General features: G+C 50.0%; 15 protein-coding genes and 1 pseudogene. 10 read left to right on the top strand and 6 right to left on the bottom strand.

Going from position 1 to position 21,704, the window contains the following annotated elements:
- Positions 1–2,774, top strand: a 2,774-nt coding sequence (locus DFP94_RS25485; protein ID WP_114496569.1) for an InlB B-repeat-containing protein, incomplete at its 5' end; no start/stop codon positions are given.
- A gap of 114 nt (positions 2,775–2,888) precedes the next feature.
- Here DFP94_RS25485 and DFP94_RS11230 read toward each other — a convergent pair.
- The gene (locus DFP94_RS11230) at positions 2,889–3,149 is read right to left on the bottom strand and encodes a hypothetical protein (RefSeq protein ID WP_114496568.1); all 261 of its coding nucleotides are present in this window, start codon (positions 3,147–3,149) and stop codon (positions 2,889–2,891) included.
- A 164-nt stretch (positions 3,150–3,313) separates the two neighbouring features.
- Here DFP94_RS11230 and DFP94_RS11225 point away from each other — a divergent pair, with 164 nt between their 5' ends.
- Positions 3,314–3,769, top strand: coding sequence for a hypothetical protein (locus DFP94_RS11225; RefSeq protein WP_114496567.1), 456 nt, complete (start codon positions 3,314–3,316; stop codon positions 3,767–3,769).
- Between the two features lie 174 nt (positions 3,770–3,943).
- Here the strand turns inward: DFP94_RS11225 and DFP94_RS11220 are convergent, their stop codons facing one another.
- The 3 genes and pseudogenes from DFP94_RS11220 to DFP94_RS11210 all read right to left on the bottom strand — a co-directional run bounded on the left by DFP94_RS11220 (position 3,944) and on the right by DFP94_RS11210 (position 6,908).
- Entirely contained in the window at positions 3,944–4,861 is a 918-nt protein-coding gene (locus tag DFP94_RS11220) for a glycine betaine ABC transporter substrate-binding protein (RefSeq protein ID WP_114496566.1), read from the bottom strand.
- A gap of 14 nt (positions 4,862–4,875) precedes the next feature.
- Positions 4,876–5,638: pseudogene (locus DFP94_RS11215) on the bottom strand (ABC transporter permease); the annotation flags it as partial.
- 52 nt (positions 5,639–5,690) lie between these two features.
- A complete protein-coding gene (locus DFP94_RS11210; RefSeq protein ID WP_114496564.1) occupies positions 5,691–6,908 on the bottom strand; it encodes a quaternary amine ABC transporter ATP-binding protein in 1,218 nt (405 codons plus the stop codon).
- A gap of 343 nt (positions 6,909–7,251) precedes the next feature.
- Here DFP94_RS11210 and DFP94_RS11205 point away from each other — a divergent pair, with 343 nt between their 5' ends.
- Positions 7,252–7,806 carry a GbsR/MarR family transcriptional regulator gene (locus DFP94_RS11205; RefSeq protein ID WP_114496563.1) on the top strand — a complete coding sequence of 185 codons (555 nt, stop codon included), beginning with the start codon at positions 7,252–7,254 and terminating at the stop codon, positions 7,804–7,806.
- Between the two features lie 497 nt (positions 7,807–8,303).
- Here DFP94_RS11205 and DFP94_RS11200 read toward each other — a convergent pair whose 3' ends face one another.
- Both DFP94_RS11200 and DFP94_RS11195 read right to left on the bottom strand, forming a co-directional pair.
- Positions 8,304–10,574 (bottom strand): alpha/beta hydrolase, encoded by a 2,271-nt coding sequence (locus tag DFP94_RS11200; RefSeq protein ID WP_114496562.1) that lies wholly within the window; start codon positions 10,572–10,574, stop codon positions 8,304–8,306.
- A 106-nt stretch (positions 10,575–10,680) separates the two neighbouring features.
- The gene (locus DFP94_RS11195) at positions 10,681–12,030 is read right to left on the bottom strand and encodes an amino acid permease (protein ID WP_114496561.1); all 1,350 of its coding nucleotides are present in this window, start codon (positions 12,028–12,030) and stop codon (positions 10,681–10,683) included.
- Between the two features lie 190 nt (positions 12,031–12,220).
- Between DFP94_RS11195 and DFP94_RS11190 the strand changes: the two genes are divergently transcribed.
- The 7 genes from DFP94_RS11190 (at position 12,221) to DFP94_RS11155 (ending at position 21,669) form a co-directional block, all read left to right on the top strand.
- A complete protein-coding gene (locus tag DFP94_RS11190) occupies positions 12,221–13,177 on the top strand; it encodes an ABC transporter permease (protein WP_114496560.1) in 957 nt (318 codons plus the stop codon).
- A 30-nt stretch (positions 13,178–13,207) separates the two neighbouring features.
- Positions 13,208–14,101: a carbohydrate ABC transporter permease gene (locus DFP94_RS11185; RefSeq protein WP_114496559.1), complete on the top strand. Its 894-nt coding sequence runs from the start codon at positions 13,208–13,210 to the stop codon at positions 14,099–14,101.
- A 95-nt stretch (positions 14,102–14,196) separates the two neighbouring features.
- Positions 14,197–15,879: an extracellular solute-binding protein gene (locus tag DFP94_RS11180; protein WP_114496558.1), complete on the top strand. Its 1,683-nt coding sequence runs from the start codon at positions 14,197–14,199 to the stop codon at positions 15,877–15,879.
- A 113-nt stretch (positions 15,880–15,992) separates the two neighbouring features.
- Positions 15,993–17,570, top strand: a complete 1,578-nt coding sequence (locus DFP94_RS11175; RefSeq protein WP_114496557.1) for a response regulator — start codon at positions 15,993–15,995, stop codon at positions 17,568–17,570.
- A 17-nt stretch (positions 17,571–17,587) separates the two neighbouring features.
- A complete protein-coding gene (locus DFP94_RS11170; protein ID WP_114496556.1) occupies positions 17,588–19,336 on the top strand; it encodes a sensor histidine kinase in 1,749 nt (582 codons plus the stop codon).
- Between the two features lie 566 nt (positions 19,337–19,902).
- The gene (locus DFP94_RS11160) at positions 19,903–21,123 is read left to right on the top strand and encodes an MDR family MFS transporter (RefSeq protein ID WP_114496554.1); all 1,221 of its coding nucleotides are present in this window, start codon (positions 19,903–19,905) and stop codon (positions 21,121–21,123) included.
- Positions 21,124–21,402: 279 nt separating this feature from the next.
- Positions 21,403–21,669, top strand: coding sequence for a CD3324 family protein (locus DFP94_RS11155; protein WP_114496553.1), 267 nt, complete (start codon positions 21,403–21,405; stop codon positions 21,667–21,669).
- The last annotated feature ends 35 nt before the right edge of the window (positions 21,670–21,704 follow it).

Below are 21,704 nucleotides of genomic sequence, written 5' to 3'. Positions count from 1 at the left end.
ACCAATACACGGTGAACTTTAACAGCACCGGCGGCAGTCCGGTAGCACCGATTTCCGCGGATTTCGGCTCGAAGATAGCCGCACCTGCAGAGCCGACGCTGGAAGGCTCCACTTTTGACGGTTGGTACAAGGATCCGGGATTGACGGAGGCATGGAACTTTGCCACGGATACCGTACCGCTGGACGGGATTACTTTGTACGCGAAGTGGAAAATCAACGTTTACCAGGTCACATTCGAGGACTGGGACGGAACCGAGTTGAAGACGGAGCCGGTGAATCACGGAGAGGATGCCACCGCACCTGCGGCACCTTCGAGACCCGGGTACGCGTTTACGGGCTGGGACAAGGAGTTTACCAATGTGACCGGTGCCTTGACGGTGACCGCGCAATATGAAGCGAATCAATACACGGTGAACTTTAACAGCACCGGCGGCAGTCCGGTAGCACCGATTTCCGCGGATTTCGGCTCGAAGATAGCCGCACCTGCAGAGCCGACGCTGGAAGGCTCCACTTTTGACGGTTGGTACAAGGATCCGGGATTGACGGAGGCATGGAACTTTGCCACGGATACCGTACCGCTGGACGGGATTACTTTGTACGCGAAGTGGAAGATTAAATTGCCTTCGGGGCCCTCAAATCTCAGGGTAACGGCAGCCGATCGCCAAGTTACATTAAGCTGGGACTCCGTATCGGGTGCAACCTATTATGACGTTTACATGTCGACGACACCGGGATTGTCCGGCAAAACATCTATTGCAACCGTAACGGAGGCAACCTACCACGTACCTGACTTGAGTAACGGTACAACCTATTATTTTGTTGTAAAAGCTGCAAATGTAGGCGGCTTAAGCGCCGAATCCAACGAGGCGAGCGCTACTCCGCAGTTTCCTGCACCGGGAGCGCCCGTATTGCAGCAAGCGATCGAGGGGAACACCAAGGTACAACTGACGTGGAGTCCGGTTCCCGGCTCTGAGGGATATCGGATTTATCAAAGTACTACCCCTGGCATCTATGGTTCAGAGACGGCTACCGTCACTGAGTCGGTATACAGTTATGAAGCAAGCGGTTTAGCCAACGGCACGGTTTACTATTTTGTGGTTAAAGCTATTAATGAAGGCGGTTTAAGCGCTGAATCCAATGAATTGAGCGCAAAACCGGCAACCGTTCCGTCCGCTCCCACGCATGTTGCAGCTGTGGCCGGAAACGGTCAAGCAACGATCACCTTTACGCCCCCTGCCGACAATGGCGGCAGTTCTATCACTAGATATGAGGTGACTTCATCGCCAGGCAATATTGTAGCGACAGGCGCCGGGGGCCCGATCGTCATTACCGGCCTAACCAACGGAACTAGCTATTTCTTTACGGTAAAAGCAATCAACGAACAGGGCGGCAGTGAGTCATCAGCAGCTTCCAACACAGTGACGCCGTCGGCGTCTTCAGGAAATGATAATCCTGGTTCTTATAGTCCACCGACCGAAACAACACCTTCAAATTCGGAAGCAACTCCGGCGAATAAGAATGTGAATATTCTCGTAAACGGCAAAGTAGAGAATATCGGAACGCAATCGATAGACGTAGTGAACGGGCAACAAGTTACCACTATTAAAGTCGACGAAGCAGAATTACAAAAGCGTCTTGAAACAACGGGCGATCAAGCTATTATTACGATTCCATTTACAGAGATGCACGATATCGTGATTGCTGAACTTAACGGCCGCATGTTGAAGAACATGGAGGATAAGCAGGCGATAGTTGAAGTTCGTACGAATCAGGCAGCTTACAGGCTCCCTGCGCAACGAATCGACATAGAGTCCCTAGCCGAACAATTTGGGGCAAATAGGGAACTTCAAGACATTATGCTCCGCATAGAAATCGAAATTCCGTCAAATGAAACTATTCAAGCGGCAGAGAAAGCCGCTTCTGCCCAAGGGCTGCAGATGGTAGTTCCTCCATGGAATTTTAGCGTTAAGGCAGTTTACGGTGGCCGCACGTTAGAAGTGACGAAGTTCGATGCTTTCGTAGAACGTTCCATTGCGATTCCGGATAGCGCGGATCCGAACAAGATCACAACGGGCGTTGTAGTGGATGCGGATGGCGCAATACGTCATGTGCCTACAAAAGTCGTAAACCAAGAGGGTACGTATTTTGCGAAGATTAACAGTTTAACGAACAGTATGTACTCCGTTGTGTGGCATCCTTTGGAATTCGCGGACGTGGAGAATCACTGGGCGAAAGATGCGGTAAACGACATGGGATCAAGAATGGTCATTAACGGTACAGGAAACGGGATGTTCCAGCCGGATCGTGACATCACACGCGCCGAGTTTGCGTCGATCGTAGTTCGGGGCTTGGGACTCAAGCAAGAAAATGATTCTGAGTCGAAGGCATTCTCTGATGTACTCGCCTCGGATTGGTTCAGCGGTGCAATCACTACGGCATCCGCCTACCAGTTAATCAATGGATTCAGCGATGGCTCGTTCCGTCCGAACGATAAAATCACCCGGGAACAGGCGATGGAGATCATCTCTAACGCGATGAGGATAACGGGACTGGAAACAAAAGGTTCGACCTTAGATTCCGATTCGGCGCTTCGTCCTTTTGCAGATAAAGAAGAGATATCTCATTGGGCAAAAAATGGAGTGGCCGTTAGCGTCCAAGCAGGCATCGTATCGGGAAGAAGCGTGAACGAACTTGCACCGAATTCCTTCATCACACGTGCAGAGGTATCAATGATCATACAGCGTTTGCTTCAAAAATCCAATTTGATTAATTAGGTGAAGCGGGCCAGTATTCATTCGAAAGAACAATTTCATGTTCAATAAAAAAGGCCATCCTTAAGCAAAGTATTTGCTCAGGGATGGCCTTTGATAATTATGCGTATTTTTTAATTAAATCAGGGCAATAGCCAGCAGAGTGAACAAGCTTAACGTCAGGATATCGTTTCCAGACCAACCGGCACCGCCATAAGGTCCTCCATACGGACCGCCGGGGTAAAATGCCGATGTATAGACATTTCCACCCCGATCCGGGCGCAAATATACGTACTGGTGATCCACGTCTACGATCGTTCCGGTATAGTGATTTCTGTCCATCGTCATAATGCGGACCTTCTTGTTTTTCAAGCGTAAACAATTATAATAAGCTTCCACTTGGGCGTTCCTCCTCCTTTTTTTATAAGCTATGTGAAACAGGCCACCCGGGACACGGCGGAAGCCGGGATATTCATTTGTTTCATAAGGAAGGATGCCGTTTATAGACATTTCAAGGACTTTTGTGGAGGCGGAATACACTATTCCATGGAGGAGGGACTATCATGGCGAAATTGCTGACGGCCATCCTGAAAACCAGACACGATGCAGCCATGGTCATTGAGGATTTAATACAAGCTGGCGTAAAAAAAGGGGAGTTGTCCGTTGTGTCTAAAACCGAGGAAGCACTGGGGATCATCAGCCGGGATGCCGGTCTTTCTAAACCGGAGCGAGGGGACGGAAATCATGCGCTATTCCACCCGTTAATCGAGATTGCCGCCATTTTGGAAGAGCAGCCGGCAAATGTAGCGGCGGTCGGGCCGGCGGCAAAATCGCTGGCTGGAGCCGAGATCGGAATGGGTAGCGACGATTTCATCGTCGGACTGATTGGTGCGGGAATTCCGGAAAAAGATGCCAGACTAATAGAGGAGAGCCTGCTAGCCGAAAAATTCGTCGTGTTTGTGGAATGCGAGGATGATCAGGTTCAAGCATTGGCGAATATTATATCAGCCCGGGAGTAAGTCGACTCGTAACATTTAAACCTTAAATTAATCTGTTTTTCAGGTTTCCGTAAGGTTGCGTTAAGGAAGGGATGGTACATTTATTATACTCCCTCTTCTTAATATAGATGTAGCAAAGAAACCATCCCAGCCAGAGGGATGGTTTCTTTTTTTATAATCCAACAAGGACAAAGGTTATTTCAAATCTTCGATCGATTTCAGATCCACATAGGAAGGAACAACCAGTCCTGTCTTAACGCCGGTCATGTTCGGACCGAGGTCTTCAAGCTTCTCACCGTATTCTGTCCAATAATCGGCATGCGTTAGCGGTAGCCATGCGGCTGGAGTAGCATCGACATCGCCGCTGGCAACGCCCGTCCACATCGGTCCGGCTTCGACTTGAAGCGCTGTGACATCGTAGCCCAGCTTGCTCTCCAGGACATACTCCAACAGATTGGTGCTGGCGATTTCCGAATCCCAGGCTACGTAGCTAAGCTTGAGTTTGTCGCCGCTGACCGGCTTCAAATCCTTCGTCCAGCTGTCCACGCGGTCGCTGTGGCTGTCGGCCCAGGTCTTCGCGGCTTCCATCGGATCTTTCCCTTCCTGGATGGCCGTCATGATTTCGCCCATTTCATCGGAAGTCCACTCAAACCGGTCGAGAAATTCGTAAGCGACGGGCTGGTCTTCTTTCAAGCCTTTACGAACAAGGGTATGGATCTCTTCCGCTTCGCCGAATACGTTTTTCGGATCTTCGAGATATTTCAGATCATATTTCGAAAACATCCAATGCGGCGTCCAGCCGGTAATGATGATCGGCTTCTCCGCTTTCACCGCTTTGTCGAGCATGGCGGTCATAGCTGCACCGGAGCCTTCAATCAGCTTCCAGTCGCCAAGATCATATTGATCCAACGCATCCGCGGCAGCCTTCATGATTCCCGCACCGGGGTCAATGCCGATAATCTCATGTTTCACCTGGACTCCGATGGAGTCTGCCGTTCCCGATTGGCCGTTATTCCCTGTATTAGCGGTATTGCCGGAGCCCGTACCACAGGCGGACAGCGCCAGAACCCCGGCTAAACCTGCAAGCATCAATAGTTTCTTCGAAATCTTCATATTTTATCTTCTCCCTTTGTTCGATTTGAAAAGATTTTGGGTAAACCGGTCCAGCACGATCGCCAGCACGACGACAGCGAGGCCGGCTTCAAAGCCTTGTCCGATTTTGAGCTGGGTAACGGCACGATATACGGTAGCGCCGATCCCTTGGGCGCCGATCATCGAGGCGATGACGACCATGGACAAGGATAGCATGATCGTCTGGTTGATTCCCGCCATCATCGTTGGCATGGCGAGGGGCAGCTCGACCTTGATCAGTTTTTGCCAAGATGTGGAGCCAAATGCATCGGCCGCTTCGGCCAACTCGCCGGATACTTGCTTGATCCCGAGATAGGTCAGTCGGATCGTCGGCGGGATCGCGAAAATGACAGAGGCGATCACACCAGGAACGACGCCAAGGCTGAAGAACGTTACTGCTGGCAGCAAGTAAACAAACGCCGGCATGGTCTGCATGAAATCAAGCAGAGGCGAGATAATTCGGTGGGCCGTCTTGCTGTACGCGCTCCAGATGCCAATAGGAATCCCGAATACAATCGAAATTAGACCTGAAGTAATGACCAGTCCCAACGTATTCATCGTTTCCTGCCAGTAGCCGAGATTATCGATGAGCAGGAATCCGATCACCGTAAACAGAGTTAGCCTCCATTTTCCGACCAGATAAGCAAGTGCGCCAAGAATCACGATAAACAGCAATGGATGGGGAAGAAGGAACAGGCCTGAGAAAAAGTTGACGATACCTTCGATCGCTTTGGATATCCCTTCAAACAAGTCCCCCAGATTTTCCGCCATCCAGTCAACGATGGCCTCGATCCAGTCCGCAAGCGGCAGTTTAGGAATGAAGTTCATGTCCGCTCACCTCCTTGTTTTCCACTTCTCCGGCTAATGCGCCAAGTACGGCTCCGCGAACGATGACCCCAAGCAGCCGGTTTTGTTCATCAACGACCGCAAGCGGCACTCTGGCCGAACTGGTCACTTCAAACAATTCGTTCAACAAGGTATCGGGCGCAACCCGAGGGCCGTCTTTGATCAGGATATCCTGTAAGGTGCCTCCGGTTTTAAGCGCCTGGGAGGCGTCTTCTGCCGTAATGACCCCAAGCAGCCGTTTGCCCCGGTCGATGACGAACAAATTGGAGATGCCCCGTTCCCGCATCAACTGCAAGGCAACGCGCGGCCCGCGGTCCAGCGTTACGGTTTCCGGACGGCGCATGACGCGGGAAGCGGTCAGTACTTTGGACAAATCAACATCTTCGATAAAACGTTCGACGTAACGGTCAGCCGGCTGCGTCAGCATTTCCTCCGGCGTGCCGATTTGAACCACTTCGCCATCTTTCATGAGCGCGATCCGGTCGCCGATCCGCAGCGCCTCGTCCAGATCGTGAGTAATGAAGACGATCGTTTTCTTCATCTTTTCCTGCAACTCCAGCAACTCATCCTGCATATCGCGGCGAATAAGCGGATCGAGGGCGCTGAACGCCTCGTCCATCAGCAGAATTTCCGGATCGTTAGCCAGAGCACGGGCCAAACCGACGCGCTGCTGCATCCCGCCACTGAGCTGGTCGGGAAGAACATGTTCCCAGTTCTTCAAACCGACAAGCTCCAGTGATTTTTGCGCTTTTTCCCGGCGATCCGCCTTGCCTACCTTTTGAACTTCCAAACCGTACTCAACGTTTTCAAGCACGGTGCGGTGGGGGAAAAGAGCGAATTTTTGAAAGACCATACTGATTGTCTTCCGGCGTACCTCACGCAACTGGGCCTTGTTCATTTTCCGCAAATCCTGCCCATGGATCAGAACTTCACCCGAACTAGGCTCGATCAGGCGGTTGAGCATCCGTACCAGGGTCGACTTGCCGCTGCCGGACAAACCCATGATGACAAAGATTTCACCTTCATTGATGCTGAGACTTACGCGGTTTACGCCGACCATGATGCCCTTTTCCTTGGCGAGCCGTTCTTTCGTATAACCTTGCTTCAGCAGCTCGATGCCTTGCTCGGTACCAGGTCCGAACAGTTTGCTTAATTGGTTTACTTTTAGGATTTCATTTCCCATACATTCACCCCTTTTGAATTCGGTAACTTTCATTACTCTATATGGACACGGTATATTTTATTTTGTGCCGTCCGCGCCAAACCATGCTCCAAGTGTAGCAAAAGAGCAAGTGATCGATCAAACGTTAAATCCGTACGTAAAGAACGTACAGAAAAAACTGTACATAAAGATTCTCCCGATAACTGCCGGATTCTCCAAAATGCTACCCGGTTCACTTCTTTACTTTTGGACATCCTTTTCTTAATATAGAATAAGCATCTCTCCGCCTGCGAAAAAAATGCGGCGGAAATAAATGAATTCAGTCCAGATTAACGTAGTGCGCAATGAATAGGAGGACATATGCATGAGTTTGGACCAGCTTTCAGACGAACAACATGCCGAGTTATTAAAAGTGCGTAAGCGTGTTATAGAAGCGATTGGCAGGAACATGGACTTATATGGAATTTCATTGTCGACGGGCCATTTGTACGGGCTGCTTTTTTTTGCAGATAAGCCGATGACTTTGGATGAAATGGGACTGGAAATGAAAATGAGCAAGACGAGCATGAGCACGGGGGTCCGTACACTGCTTGACTTGAAAATGGTGAATAAAGTATGGGAAAAAGGATCGCGTAAAGATTTGTACGAGGTGGAGTATGACTGGTATCAGACGTTTACCGATTTCTTCGCGATCAAATGGAGGAAAGCGGTGGAAACCAACATTTTGATTCTTCGCCGGGCGATGGAGGAGCTGAACAAGTCCCTGTCGAGGGAGGAGGGCTTGGAGGAATCGTTCCGGGCTATCCTTGAGGAAGACCGGCGCAAGATGGGCGAAGCCGTCAAGTATTATGAATGGTTGGACCGGCTGATCGATGTTATGGAAAGCGGCGAAATATACAACCTGGTACCGAAAGAGTAGAAGAAAAGCGAGATTCCGCTAAGGAACCTCGCTTTTTTTCTACTCTTTAAATGTTTAACGGACACCAGGGGATTTAAAGGAGCGAAAATTTAATTGAGCCTTTAATCGGAGCCAATAACGGCTTCTGTGTCCGTTTGAGAATCAAAAGCGCGGGTTCTTCCCCTTGTTTTTGCCTAAATAACTGGATTCCACCAGTTAATTGAGCCCAGATGGTTTGTCAGAGTGAATTAGATGGAAAACCTCCAGCTAATTTTACGCTTTTCCACTAAAATGGCTCAAACCTACCGAAATAGCTGTAAGTTTTCCATTTAATTGTCCCGAAGAGGCGATTTCCGCGAAATTGACTGTAGGTTTTCCAGTTAGTTTATGGCTTGAAATTACTGAATAGCAAAAGAGCACCACGGCTCCTGCGTCCGTTAGTGTGCTGCGAGCGTCCGCTTAGGCTATCCGCATAGAGTGCCGGCATACCGTCTGCCGTTCGGTCCGATGATATTTTTTTAATATACCCCGATATCGTCCAACATCACCCGACCGGATCCGCCGGTAAGACGGAACGTCAGCTTCCGGATGCCGGAAGCCGGATGAAACCGGGCATCTTCTTCGGTGAAGGCCGAAAGCGGAAGCTGGTAGGTTTGAAAGACCGCTTCCGTCGGGTTCTTGTATTTGCCGTCCGACAAATGAAGATCCAACCAGGGGTGAAGCGTGTAGCTGGTTTCGGGCAGCGGAAAGATCGGCATGAAATCCGACAGGGGAAGCCGTACGGTAATTCCGTCCAGGCTCTCCAGTTCCACTTCAATATCAAGCTCTTGCACCGCTGCAGCCTCAACCTGCTCCCCATCCGCCTCTTTGCCGTCTGTCTTCATCTCATAACTCCGATCCGACAGGGAGAAGGATAGGAGTGCAGGACCTGGCTCCGGCGACGGCGCAGCTTTCTTCCAATTTAAGCTGTAGGTGGAAATGTCATCGACATCACCGTTTCTTTCTAGCACGGCGCCGCGCGTGCCTTTCCCCGACTTGCGGCGGTTTTTGGCTTCTTCTTCCTTCCACACGAGATCCTGTCCCTCGGCGACGCCTCCGCCCGGCAGGGTCATCCGTTTCATGTCTTCGTCGAATTTGGCCCAAGAAGTCATCTTTCCGCTCTCAAACCGGTTAAAGTAGGCGGTCTCCGGCAACCAGGACAGTCCCGACCGATAGTCGCGAAATAGCGGAAGGTATTGTTCCTGCCGATGGAGCGTGGACTCGAGAAACGCAGAGATGTAAACTTTGGCGATGCTGCGCTGCTCGGCGGCCGGCAACAATCCCTTTCTGCTCAGCAGAATCCCCTTCGGGTAGCTGACGTCCCGGCCGCCCCAGCCGGTATTAAACTGGCTGTGATTGGCATCGGCGATGTACAGGGACGCTTTAAAGGAGGGATCTCCGGCCGAAAACGACGTCCGGGCGTATTGGCGCTCCCCGTCAAAATCGTTGACATCGCCGTCGCGCGCACCTTGCAACGTCAAATAGCTGACGTCTTGCAGCTTGGCGTAGCTGTCGTCGACCTTTTTGTCGGTCGGCGCTATAGCCGCGATAGCGCGGATTTGATAGTTATCCATATTCTTGAGCGTAGAGTCGGCAGCAAACCACCGCTTGTAGTCGAAAGCCATCGATACGGCCTGACCGCCGCGGGAATGGCCGATCAGGCCGATTTGCCCGAAATCGACCGCATCGTAGAACGGGGTGTCCGGATTCTCGGCAAAGCTGCCGATTTGCTGCAAATGCTTCAGCAGCATCCAGGCCCGGACCTTCATGTCATTGTCCGGGATTCCGGTCCAGACGGAGTAATTCAGAAAATTTTCGTCCACGGAAACCGCGATGAAACCGCGGCTGGCGAGCAATTTCCCCAGGTATGCGTAACCGTCATCCGAGTAATCCTCCATGAGATGGTTACCGTGAACGATGAGCACCAGCGGAAATTGCCCCTCTCTTTCCGGCATCCATACCCTGCCGTTTAAGGGAAGGGCCTGTTCATTAAATCCCCAATAAAAGGTTCTGAATCGGGACCATTTTTTAATGTAGGCGGAAGCATCCACGGTATCCGAGATCAGGTCGGTTTCCTGCCCGTATTCCGACTGCCAGAAATCCCGGCCGCTGCCGTAATAAAATGATTTTACTCCGTAAGACCCAGGCTCGGCAGGATTAGAAGCTGAAATTGCCGGAAAGTCCATTAGGTCTGCTGAAATGGCGGGCTCGGCCTTATCCGGCCAAACTGCCGCGGACAAACAGACCAGAACCAATACGCCGGCCAGACAGGCTTTGAATCGTAAGGGGATTTTCCTTGAAGCTAATAACCCGAGTAAAAGGCCGATCAGTATTCCGGCCATAGTAACGACGGTCGAGACGATGGCCGAGATGGCGAAAGCTTCATCCTCCTGAAAGAAAATAAGAAAGATGGCAGCCAAATCGAACAGGACGGAACCGAGATAAAGGCGGGGAACCGGAAGTCCGGTCAAAGACAGAAGCAGCGCGACAAGGTGCGCTCCCAGAAATAAAGCGATGGTGCCGGCAAAGGCAAACGTCATGATATCGAAGGCAGCCCCCAGGCCGGTCGGCATTCCCAGCGCGGCGAGGGTAAACGCGAAGATGCCGGCCCCCCAGGGACCGGCCATGGCGATCCGCCAAAAGGCGGTATCGTACCTATACGTTCGCCGGATGCGTTTGCGCAGCTTAGAACGAAGCGGAATTTTCGGTTGTTTGACGGCAACGTATTCTGTCTGGAATTCCAGTTCCATAGTCTCCCCCAGCTTATCTCTATATAAAGTGCTCATAATTGCGTGCATTAACAACCTTCATTGTAACACGCATAGAGGCAGGAGAGAACAGGAGAATACCGGGTAATCAGCGGCGGAGTGACTCCCGTTTGAAGCGGAAGAAAGAACAGACCGTCAGTACGCACATCACGGCCAGACAGACGCCGATGCTGATTCGGTTTTGGGCATCGAACAGAAAGAGCAGGGCAATGACGGACAGGCAAATCACGGAAATAAACGTGATATAGGGGTATCCCCAGACGATAAACCCGGGCTTGACGTGATAAGTCTTGCGGAGTTTCCACTCTGCGAGCAGGATACTGATCCATACGAGCAGAACGACAAATCCCGGTACGGCCATCAACAGGCGAAATACATTATCTTGCGCAAAGTAGGCGATCATGGAACCCAGGATCAGTACAACTGCGCTCAGTTTCAAACTGTTTATCGGTACGCCTTTGGCGGAGAGACGGGCTAACCCGGCCGGAGCTTCACCGTCGACCGCCATCGAGTGCAGCATACGCGTTGCCCCGTAAATTCCTGAGTTGGCTGCAGACAATACCGCCGTGATCAAGATGAAATTCATCAGATGCGCTGAGCCTTGCAACCCCGCTGAAGTAAGTACCTGTACAAACGGGCTGGTATGCTCGCTTAAGGTATTCCATGGAATCAACCCGCAAATAATCAGGATCGGCAAGGTGTAGAACAGGACGACTCGCAGAATAAAGCTTTTCACGACTTTAGGAAGCACCTTCTCCGCTTCCTGCGCTTCCGACAGTGTTAGTCCGATCAACTCGGAGCCGCCATAGGAGAACATGACGACAAGCAGCGCGGAAAAGATCGCAGTCCAGCCGTTGGGGAAAAACCCGCCGTAAGCGGTGAAGTTATGACGCCACGGCGCACTCGCACCCGGGATGAACCCGAACAGCATGCAGACACCCAAGACGATAAACACAATGATCATGGCGATTTTGATGCCGGCGAGCCAAAATTCGAATTCGCCGTAACCGCCTACGCTCATCATATTGACGGCAAGGATGAATCCGGCGCTCGCCAAGCTTAGCACCCATAGCGGAACATCCGGAAGCCAAAATTGCAGGAAGCTGCCCGCCGCGATCACTTCGATCACGCAAACGGCGAGCCACATGAAACAATACAACCAGCCGATGATGAACGATATGCGATTACCGAACGCTTTGCGGATGAAATCTTTCATATTGAGTCCGGGGTACACGGTGGCCATTTCGGCGATAGCCCCCATGACGACCAGGAGCAGTAATCCGGCCAGGGCATACGAGAAGATGACGCCGGGTCCGGCCAGGCTGACCGTTTCGGCACTCCCCTTAAAGATACCGGTTCCGATAACCCCGCCCATCGCCATAAAGCTGATGTGCCTCGGGAGTAATTTTTTTTGCAAGGGAGTAGGATTGGATTTCAAAAGTATAGCCTCCTGAACAACTGTGTAGTAGATTTGCACTGAACTATCTTACAACAAAAACAGCTTCCATGTAATGATATATAACCCTTGTTGATTATTATCATTTTTCGTTGATTGGGCAGATAGTAACCCTGCCCTCGTTTACTTAGAATAAAGGTAGACGGAGAATGCAGTTGGGGGAGGAACAGATATGGCGCAACTATCCGTATCAAAACCGGTTGAGTCGACACCGAAAAAACCGAACGGGGTGCAGCGATTTTATAAACAAATCGATCTGCAACTGATGGTAATTCCGGCGCTCATCCTGATCTTTATCTTTAGTTACATACCGATGTACGGAATCCTGATGGCTTTTCAGGATTACAAAATCGGAAGAAGTTTTTCTAGCAGTCCGTGGGTAGGTTTCAAGCACTTCAGCTACTTTTTTCATTCCCCGGAATTCGGAATGGTGATGAGGAACACGATCGTCATCAGCTTGTTGAAGTTTTTCATCGGATTTCCGGCGCCGATCCTTTTGGCCTTAATGCTGAATGAAGTCCGAAGAATGGCGTTCAAACGGGTGGTCCAAACGATCACTTACCTGCCGCATTTTATGTCCTGGGTTATTCTGGGCGGTCTGGTCAGCGCTATGCTGGCTGTCGATAACGGAAGCATTAATATGTTGCTTCAGAAATTGAATTTTATCGGCCAGCCGATTAACTTTCTGTCGCTTCCCGAGTATTTTTGGGGAATTCTCGTTACGACCAACGTCTGGAAAGAGATCGGCTTCGGTTCGATCGTATATCTTGCGGCCATTGCCGGGGTAGATCCGAATACCTACGAAGCCGCTTCGATTGACGGAGCTAGCCGGTTTAAGCAGATCTACTTGATAACGCTTCCATCTATTATGCCTGTCGTTGTCATATTCATGATTCTGGCGATCGGCAACCTGCTCAGCGCAGGCTTTGAGGATATCCTGATTCTCGCCGCCAATCCGGCGATCCGGGATGTATCCGATGTGTTGGATACGTATGTTGTACGGGTCGGGATCGATAATTACCGATACTCCTATGCAACTGCTGTCGGAGTATTCAAAGCCGTAGTTAGCGTCGGCTTGCTCACCATAGCGAATTTCATAGCACGGCGGTCGGGCAACAGTTTGTGGTAATCGGGATATATTCAGAGGAGGTTGCTTGATATGAAGGACACCTTGGGTGATCGCATTATGATGGTCTTCATCTATACTTTTCTTATTCTGCTTGCGGTTTCGACGCTTTATCCTTTTTTGAACGCCCTAACGGTTTCATTTAACCAGGGGCTAGATACTTCCAAAGGTGGAGTTACGCTCTGGCCGAGAGTGTTCACCTTGGAAAACTATAAAATCGTATTCAAAGATGACCGTCTCATGAGCGGATTTCTCATCTCGGTTCTCCGGACCGTTATTGGTACGGCATCCGCCATCCTGTGCACGGCGATCTTTTCTTACGGCATGTCCAAAAAGGAGCTAATGGGCCGCAAATATTATATGGTCATGTGTATCATCACAATGTATTTTGGCGGCGGGCTGATCCCTACCTTCATGCTGATTCGTAACATCGGTCTGATGAACTCGTTTTGGGTTTTCATTATTCCTTCATTAATCGGCGTCTGGAACATGATTATCTTCAGAACCTTCTTCCAGGGGCTGCCTTCCGGCTTGGAGGAATCGGCCAAAATCGACGGATGCGGCAACTGGGGCACTTTATTCAGAATTGTTCTCCCCTTGTCGGGTCCGGTTATTGCCACCCTGGCTCTGTTTACCGCAGTGTCGCACTGGAATGAATGGTTCCTTGCCGGGATTTATATTTCCGATCAGAATAAGTACCCTATTCAGACCATTCTGCGGCAGATTCTGTTATCCAATATTGTTTCCGAACAGGCCGGTTCCCTGGATGCTTCGTCGCTGGCGCACCTGCAACGGGCCAAAACCATCACAAGTAAATCGCTTTCGATGGCGACGATGATCGTTGCAACGCTTCCGATTATTTGCGTGTACCCTTTTGTGCAAAAATATTTTGTCAAAGGCGTACTGGTCGGTTCACTGAAGGAGTAGGCTTAAGTGGACAACCGACATTTCAAGCGGGTTTAGAGCACAAGCTTTAGCCATAGATCATATCATTTGTATTCTGAAAGGGGAAAAGCAGCGCTATGATGAAGAGGAGAAAATGGCTGGTTACTGTTTTATCGGTACTCACGATTATTGCACTGATTGCAGGATGCTCCGGTAAAAATAACAACGCCAAGCCGGCCAACCAGTCCGGCAACAATGCGGAGCCAACAGACACAGAGACTACCTCCGAAGGGCCGAAGCTCTACGAGCTTGGAAAGGAACCGCTTAATATTTCTCTGTTCGGCAATTACGACTGGTACACGATGCCTAAGTGGGGCGATGACGCCACCACGAAATGGGTGCAGGACAACATGAAAGTCACCGTAACAGAAGTGCCGAACGGCGGAAACGCTGCGCAAAAGCTGAATACGATGATCGCTTCCGGCGAATTGCCTGACATTGTTTGGGGCGAACGGGGCACCGATGTCGAACGGCTCCGGGAAGCGGGCTTGCTCGTGCCGCTGGACGATTATATCGATAAATATCCGAACTTGAAAAAATGGCTCGATCCGAAAGCATTGAACATGCTTCGTTCGCCGGACGGCAAGCTGTATCAATTCCCGAACTGGTATACCAACCGTCCGAACGGGAACGCTGGCTGGGTTATAAACAAGGAGATCTATACGACGCTTGGTTCGCCAAAGCTCGAAACGACGGACGATTTATACGCCTATTTGAAACAGGTCAAAGAAAAGTATCCGAACATGATCCCGTTTGAAACCGACCTTGCTGCGGAAGGGCATGGACTGGACCAAATCTATTCTGCCTTTAAAGAGAATAACTTGGGCTTTACGAGATTCTTTGCCGTCCCGGAAGGCGACAAGATGAAATCGATCTATAAGGATGAACCTTTCCGCGAGTCCGTTGTATTTGCCGCAAAATTGTTCCGCGAAGGCTTGATGACGCAGGATGCGTTTACGCAAACCCGCGACCAGGTCGACGAGAAGCTGCTGAATGGCCGGGTAGCGGTATACGCTACGGCAAACCCGACTGTTTATGCGATGGCGGCGGATACCGAATTGAGAAAGAAAGACCCGAACGATCCGAATTTGGGATACTTCATGGTCTGGCCAATTCACAAAGAAGGATTGGATAAGAACAAAATTTATCCGGGAACCTACAACAAATTGGGTTGGAACGCAGCCGTCATCACTACGAGCGCCAAAGATCCGGAAGCGGTCTTCGCGTTTCTCGATTGGTGGACCGGTCCGCAAGGAACAACGCTCCAATTCTGGGGCGTAGAAGGCGAGTACTGGCAAGGATATGAAGCGGACGGATATACGCCTAAGTTTACCGAGAAGTACGGTACCCAAAAAGATAAGCTAGCAGAGTACCAGAAGTTCATGGATCCGGTAATGTGGGTCGGCAACACCGTTTTCGCGGACGACACGAAAGGCAAGTACGAAACGACCCTGGCCGAAAATGAGCGGAACTGGGCGACTTACTGGCAGTATCAAATCACCTGGAAAACGCAAGGGGACGCTACGGAATTCGTCAATATGCCGCCAAGTCCTGACAGCGAGGCCGGCATTGCGTTCCAGCGCGCCAAAGACATCTGGGATCAAGTGAGAGCGCAAACACTGTATACGAAGAACGACGAGGAGACGCTCGCTTTGCTCGATAAGGCCGATGCAGATACGATGGCTGCCGGATTCGAGAAGACGCTGGAGCACTTTGCCACCAAGTGGAGCGAGAACAAAGCGATGCTTAATGGTCAGTAAACTCTTTTCCCAAAAGGGCCTGGTTCTTCCGGGCCCTTTATTTCCGTATCTGTTCAGGAACATTTTGGAGAGATATACTTGAGACAGAGCCTACCTATAGGAGGATCCGCACCATGTATAAAGTGTTGTTGGCCGATGACGAATTGCTTGATTTGGAAGGGATGAAGCGGTTTATTCCGTGGTCCGATCTTGGACTTGAGGTCGTTGGAGCCGTCAGCAACGGGTTTATGGCTTGCGAAGTGATGGACCGGCAGCCGATCGATATTCTGGTCACGGACGTGAATATGCCGAATATGTCCGGGCTCGAGTTGGCCCGGATCGCCATCGACAAGAAGGCGAACGTCAGAATTATTTTTGTAAGCGGTTATCAGGATTTCCATTACGTCAAAGAAGCTCTATCGTTAAAGGCATGCAGTTATGTGTTAAAACCGATGGACGACGAAGAACTCATCGCCTCGCTGATCGGAATTACGGAGGAGTTGAAATTGGAGGCCAAGCAGCGGGAAGCCGAGGAGAACTACCGCCACATGAAGCCGATGGCCAAGAACGACCTTCTTGTCCGGTTGTTGGAAGGGGAATTGGTCTGGGATCGCTCCGACAGTTTGATGAAACTGGCGTCTTCCTACGATCTGGATCATTTGAATGGACCGCTTCGCGCGGCGGTGCTTGAAATTGATGATTTGCACTGGGTGAAATCGAAGAATCTGGAGAACGATGCTCACAAAAAACTTGAAAGTTGTCTCAAACAGCTTTACGAAGTGATTTACAGCAACGGACTTCACAGCTGCAAATTGACTAGAAACCGGATGGCTGTAGTACTGCATGGCTCTGGACTGGGACGAAGCCTTGAAGAAATCCGGGGCTCGATCGATTCCACGATTTCGATGTCAATCACGGTGGGGTTAGGCGAAGAAGTACAGCATATCTCCGAACTCACGATATCCTACAAGCAGGCGCTGGAAGCGTTGGACGGCAAAATGTTTTTCGGCCGCGGTCAAGTCATCAATTACGAGGATGTCAGGAGGGCGCCCGAGCTAAACGACGCCAAGACACTGGATATCCGTCTGGACGCTTTGTTCAAGGCGATGGCGAATTATGATCTCGTCCGCGTCCATGATGAAATCGACAATCTGTTCAAGTCGGTTTCCACGCTGCGTTCTAAATTTACGGTGTATAATCTGGCGATGTATATCGTGTTCAAACTCGATCATTATTTGCAGGAATTGGATGAGGACTTGTTTGACATGCTGGGGATAGAACTGCACAGCCTCGATGTTGTGCTGAAATTTGAGATGATGGGCGATATCCGTTCCTGGCTTGTCCGCAAAGTGTTTGAAATCTCGGAAATGATCCGGAAGAAAAGGGCCACCAAAAATAGCCGCCTGATCCGCGAAATCTTGAAAACGATGAAAGATCGAATCAAGGACAATATTACGCTGAAGGACATCGCGGAACAGTTTTCGTTTTCTCCGAATTATCTGGGGCATCTGTTCAAAGAAGAAACGGGTAAAAACTTCAGCGAAATGCTGATCAGCATGCGCATGGAACAGGCCCGGGATTTGTTAAAAAAACCTTCTTTGAAAATATATGAGGTCGCCGATCAGGTCGGTTACCGTTATATTCCCTATTTTAGCAGGCAGTTTAAGGAGACGTACGGGATGACCCCAATGGAGTTTCGCAAACGAGAGTAGCGACGGAGGAAACGATCATGCCATCTTTTGGGAAGTCCAAACCGCATAAATATGTTCCTTTCGGGTATAAATTGATGATTACCTACATGGTGTTCATTATTTTGCCCGTGATCGCCATAGGCTATTTTTCGCATTCGATGTACCAGGATTCGATCCGCCAGCAAACGAGAAACAACATTCAGGGCACCTTGATTCAAATGAAAGACAATATCGAATACAAATTGAAAGACGTGGATCGGATATCAGCGATGCTGTACGGCGACTACTCCCTGATTACCCAACTCAGGCATTTTGAAAAAGGATGGGAGAGCTACGAGCGGACCACCAAAATCCTCAAACCCAAATTTTCGATCGCAGTGAACTCTACCGGATTGAATATCGCGATGTATTTATTTTTGGCGAACGAAACGCTTCCGGAGGTTTATTACGGTTCGCTCGACAACGAGCGGCCGGATGAACTCGAAGGAAATTATAATATATACCATTTGAAACGGATTGAGGATAAGCCGTGGCATTCGGGCTTTCCACCGGAACAATTCGGGGAAACCAAGCTGTGGCAACGGGTTGAGCGGGATATGGAATTCGGACGGATTTCTTTGCTGCGCAGATTGGTGGATTTTGAAAAGCCACTCGAACTAAAGGAAATCGGATTCATGAGAATCAGCGTCAGAACAGAGGAACTGTTTCAGGCGGTGGATTATAGTAAAATCGGGAACGGCAGCGCGCTTGTCATTAAAGACGAATACGGGAGAGTTCTTTACCAGTCGGGGACAGTTCCTATAACGTCTAATGAAAGTCATCCGGGCGCGGAATACTTGACCATCCAGGAATCGGTCGGAGACCAGTCCTGGCAGCTCGCGGCCTATGTGCCCATGACGGTGATGGAGCAGGATTCGAAAAAGGTGCGTGTATTCATTATCCTGATCTGCTTTTTTTGCCTGGTTATCTTTACCTTTGCCGGGATGTTCATTTCAAGGTATTTCTCGACCCGGATGAATAAGATTGTATTCGTGTTGAACGCCTTCCGCGAAGGGGATTTGCGCAAACGGATGGGCTATCGGGGGAAAGATGAATTTTCGCAAATTGCTTCGGCTCTGAATGAAATGGGCCGCAACATTGACCAGTTGATTGAGCAGGTATACGTGACCCAGATCGAAAAGAAGGAAGCCGAACTGGAATCGCTGCAAGCCCAGATCAACCCGCATTTTCTATATAACACGTTGTCTTCGATCAGCCGCTTGGCCCAGTTCGGCGAAGTGGACAAGTTGCAGCGGATGGTGCTGGATCTGGCGAAGTTTTACAGGTTGTCCCTGAATGAGGGTCGAACCGTAATCCCGATCCGCAGCGAATTGGAGCAGGTACAGGCTTATATGAATATCCAGACGACCAAATTCGGGGATTCGGTCTCCATTTTTTACGATATTGAACCCGAGATTATCAATTACGTTACCGTGAAGTTAATCTTGCAGCCATTCATCGAGAATGCGCTGGAGCATGCCTGGTTCGGTAACAGCATCCACATTCGAGTTTCCGGGAAGCGGGAAGGAGCGAATATCGTATTCAAAATCATCGACGACGGCATCGGGATGTCCGAAGAGCTGATCCGGCAAATCTTTGATCCGGTGGAAGGTCTGAACACCGGGTACGGCATCAGGAACGTCAATAGCCGGATCCAGCTCCATTTCGGCACCCAGTACGGAGTTACTATCGGAAGCAGGCCGGGTATCGGTACAACGATCCAGATCGTAATTCCTGCCGAGCGTTGAATGTAAGGCGTTAAGGGGTACTTTATTCCTGTTTTGGCCGGCGGGCGTTTACGGGAAGTGCATAGAGGGTAAGAGTAAGAGAAATGCGGCGCGGCGGAATCGGGATGCCGAAAGTTAAATGCGGCATCGTGATTTGCGGCCAAGGCCAGTACCCTTTTTTGCAAAGGAGTTATGATATGAATCTCAGCGTACATAGCCCCGTGCCTTATCATTCCCAATACCCCAAGGCATCAGCGGCTAATAGGGAAAAGCGAAATGATAGTCATAGTGCGTCTCTTAGTTTCCATGACATCTTACTCGAGAAAATGAAAACGAACCGGGAGCGGCAGCCATCCGGAACGAATAGGATTACTGCGTCCGGGCAGGTCTAGAGGCCTGACTCTATACTTCGCTGAATAGTTTCTCTTCAATAAAATAGTCCCCCTAGTCCAAAGTCATCGTCTGTTGATCAAACAGCGACGGCTTTTGGACTTTTTTTCTGTTCCGGCAAATTTCTTGACAGAAAACGGTATCTCGGTTTTAATAGTCCAATAGTTTTTAAATCATGATCAGGAAAGGCATCGCTTATGAACGCACACTTGAGACAAATTCATCCGTTATCATGGACCATCATCATCGGGACGATTTTTGGCCGGATGGCCACTTCTATGAGTATTCCCTTTCTCTCGATCTACCTGATCAACCGATTGGGAGCTTCGCCCTCACAGGCCGGTATCGTGGTTGCGGTCAGTTCGCTGATCGGCGTATTTGCAAGCTTCTATGGCGGGTACATATCGGATGTCATCGGCCGCAAGAAAGTGCTGTTTATTTCGATTTTCGGATGGGCGGTCGTATTTGTCGGTTTCGCACTGGCCGATCAAATTTGGATGTTCTTCGTCATTAACGCACTTAACGGACTCTGCCGCGCGATGTTCGAACCGACGTCCCGCGCGCTGTTGGCGGATATCACTCCCCAGGAGAGCAAGTTGCTGGTATTCAATCTCCGTTATGCCGCCATTAATCTGGGGGTCGTGGCCGGACCGATTCTCGGATTGCAGATGGGCAACTCCAATTCGGGAAACGCCTTTTACATAGCCGGCCTTGTTTACTTTTGCTATGGGGCGGTTCTTGTTGCCCAGTTCCTGCTCCATAAAGAGATTGGCGGGGTGACGGAGCAAAGCAGTAATAGAATGACTCTAAAAGGGGCGCTGAGGGTAACCGGAAGGGATCGTATATTTGTATATGTCCTGATCGGAATGATCTTCTGCGTGCTGGGTTACGGACATTTCAGTTCGACGCTGGCGCAGTATTTGGAGTTAAGTCCAAGCTTCACGGACGGAGCAAAATGGTTCGGTTACATGCTGTCTCTGAATGCGGTCGTGGTGCTAGTGGTTCAATTCCCGCTCGTCCGGTTCTCCAGCCGCTTTTCCCCTATCGTGCCGCTGATTGCAGGCAATCTTTGCGTATCCTGCAGCCTGCTCATATTCGGTCTTGTGCCCAATATTTGGACTATGATGCTTGGGGTTATCCTGTTTACGATCGGCGAAGTCTTAATGTTCACCATGACGGACGTGCTGGTGGATCGGATCGCTCCACATGAACTCCGCGGGACCTATTTCGGCATGTTTGGATTTAACAATCTGGGGAATGTCATGGCCCCTTTGCTGGGCGGGTTTTTACTGGATGCCATTGGCGTAAGTCAGCCCTTGCTGATCTTCGGGATTATTGCTCTGACAGCGGCGTTCGGACTGCCATTCTTATTTTTGGCCAAGCGGCATCTGCCTGAAGAACAAGCTCAAACAGAGTGAACGGAAATGTTGTGAACGATGTTATAGACTTTTTATGGAATATGGGAGATATTTATGTAAAATACTTGCTTAAGTTTGAAAGGAGAATCCGAAAGTGGTTTGGGTTATCGATTTCGTACTCGCTGGGCTCCATGCAAAGTCTGCAGGATCGACTGGGGCGATAACTTGCATGGAGCGGTAATGAATTATCGCCTCTTTTAACGGAATGGTTATTTCCATAGTTGATTGCCGCAGGCTTTGCTCCCTTAAATTCAAAACGAATTAAGGAGCGGAGCAAAGATGAAATATATAAAAGCGGAAGTCATTTTACCGGAAGACTTATTGAGAGAACTCCAGAAATATGTTCAAGGAGCTACCCTGTACATTCCAAAGTGTGAAGGCGTACGCAAAAAGTGGGGCGAAAACTCCGGAAGCCGGGATTTTCTGAGTCGCCGAAATCAAGAAATTCGCAACAAATTCCGGGAAGGACACTCCATTGATTTTCTTGCCGAATCCTTCTGTCTCTCTTACGACAGCATTAAGCGCATCGTCTATTCGAAAAAATAGATAAAATATAGCCTGCCCGCTGATCCCAAGCGGCG

It is taken from the genome of Fontibacillus phaseoli, from assembly GCF_003337355.1.
GTDB lineage: Bacteria > Bacillota > Bacilli > Paenibacillales > Paenibacillaceae > Fontibacillus > Fontibacillus phaseoli.
The sequence above is the reverse complement of the archived record's forward strand: the minus strand, read 5'-3'. Positions and strand labels throughout refer to the sequence as shown.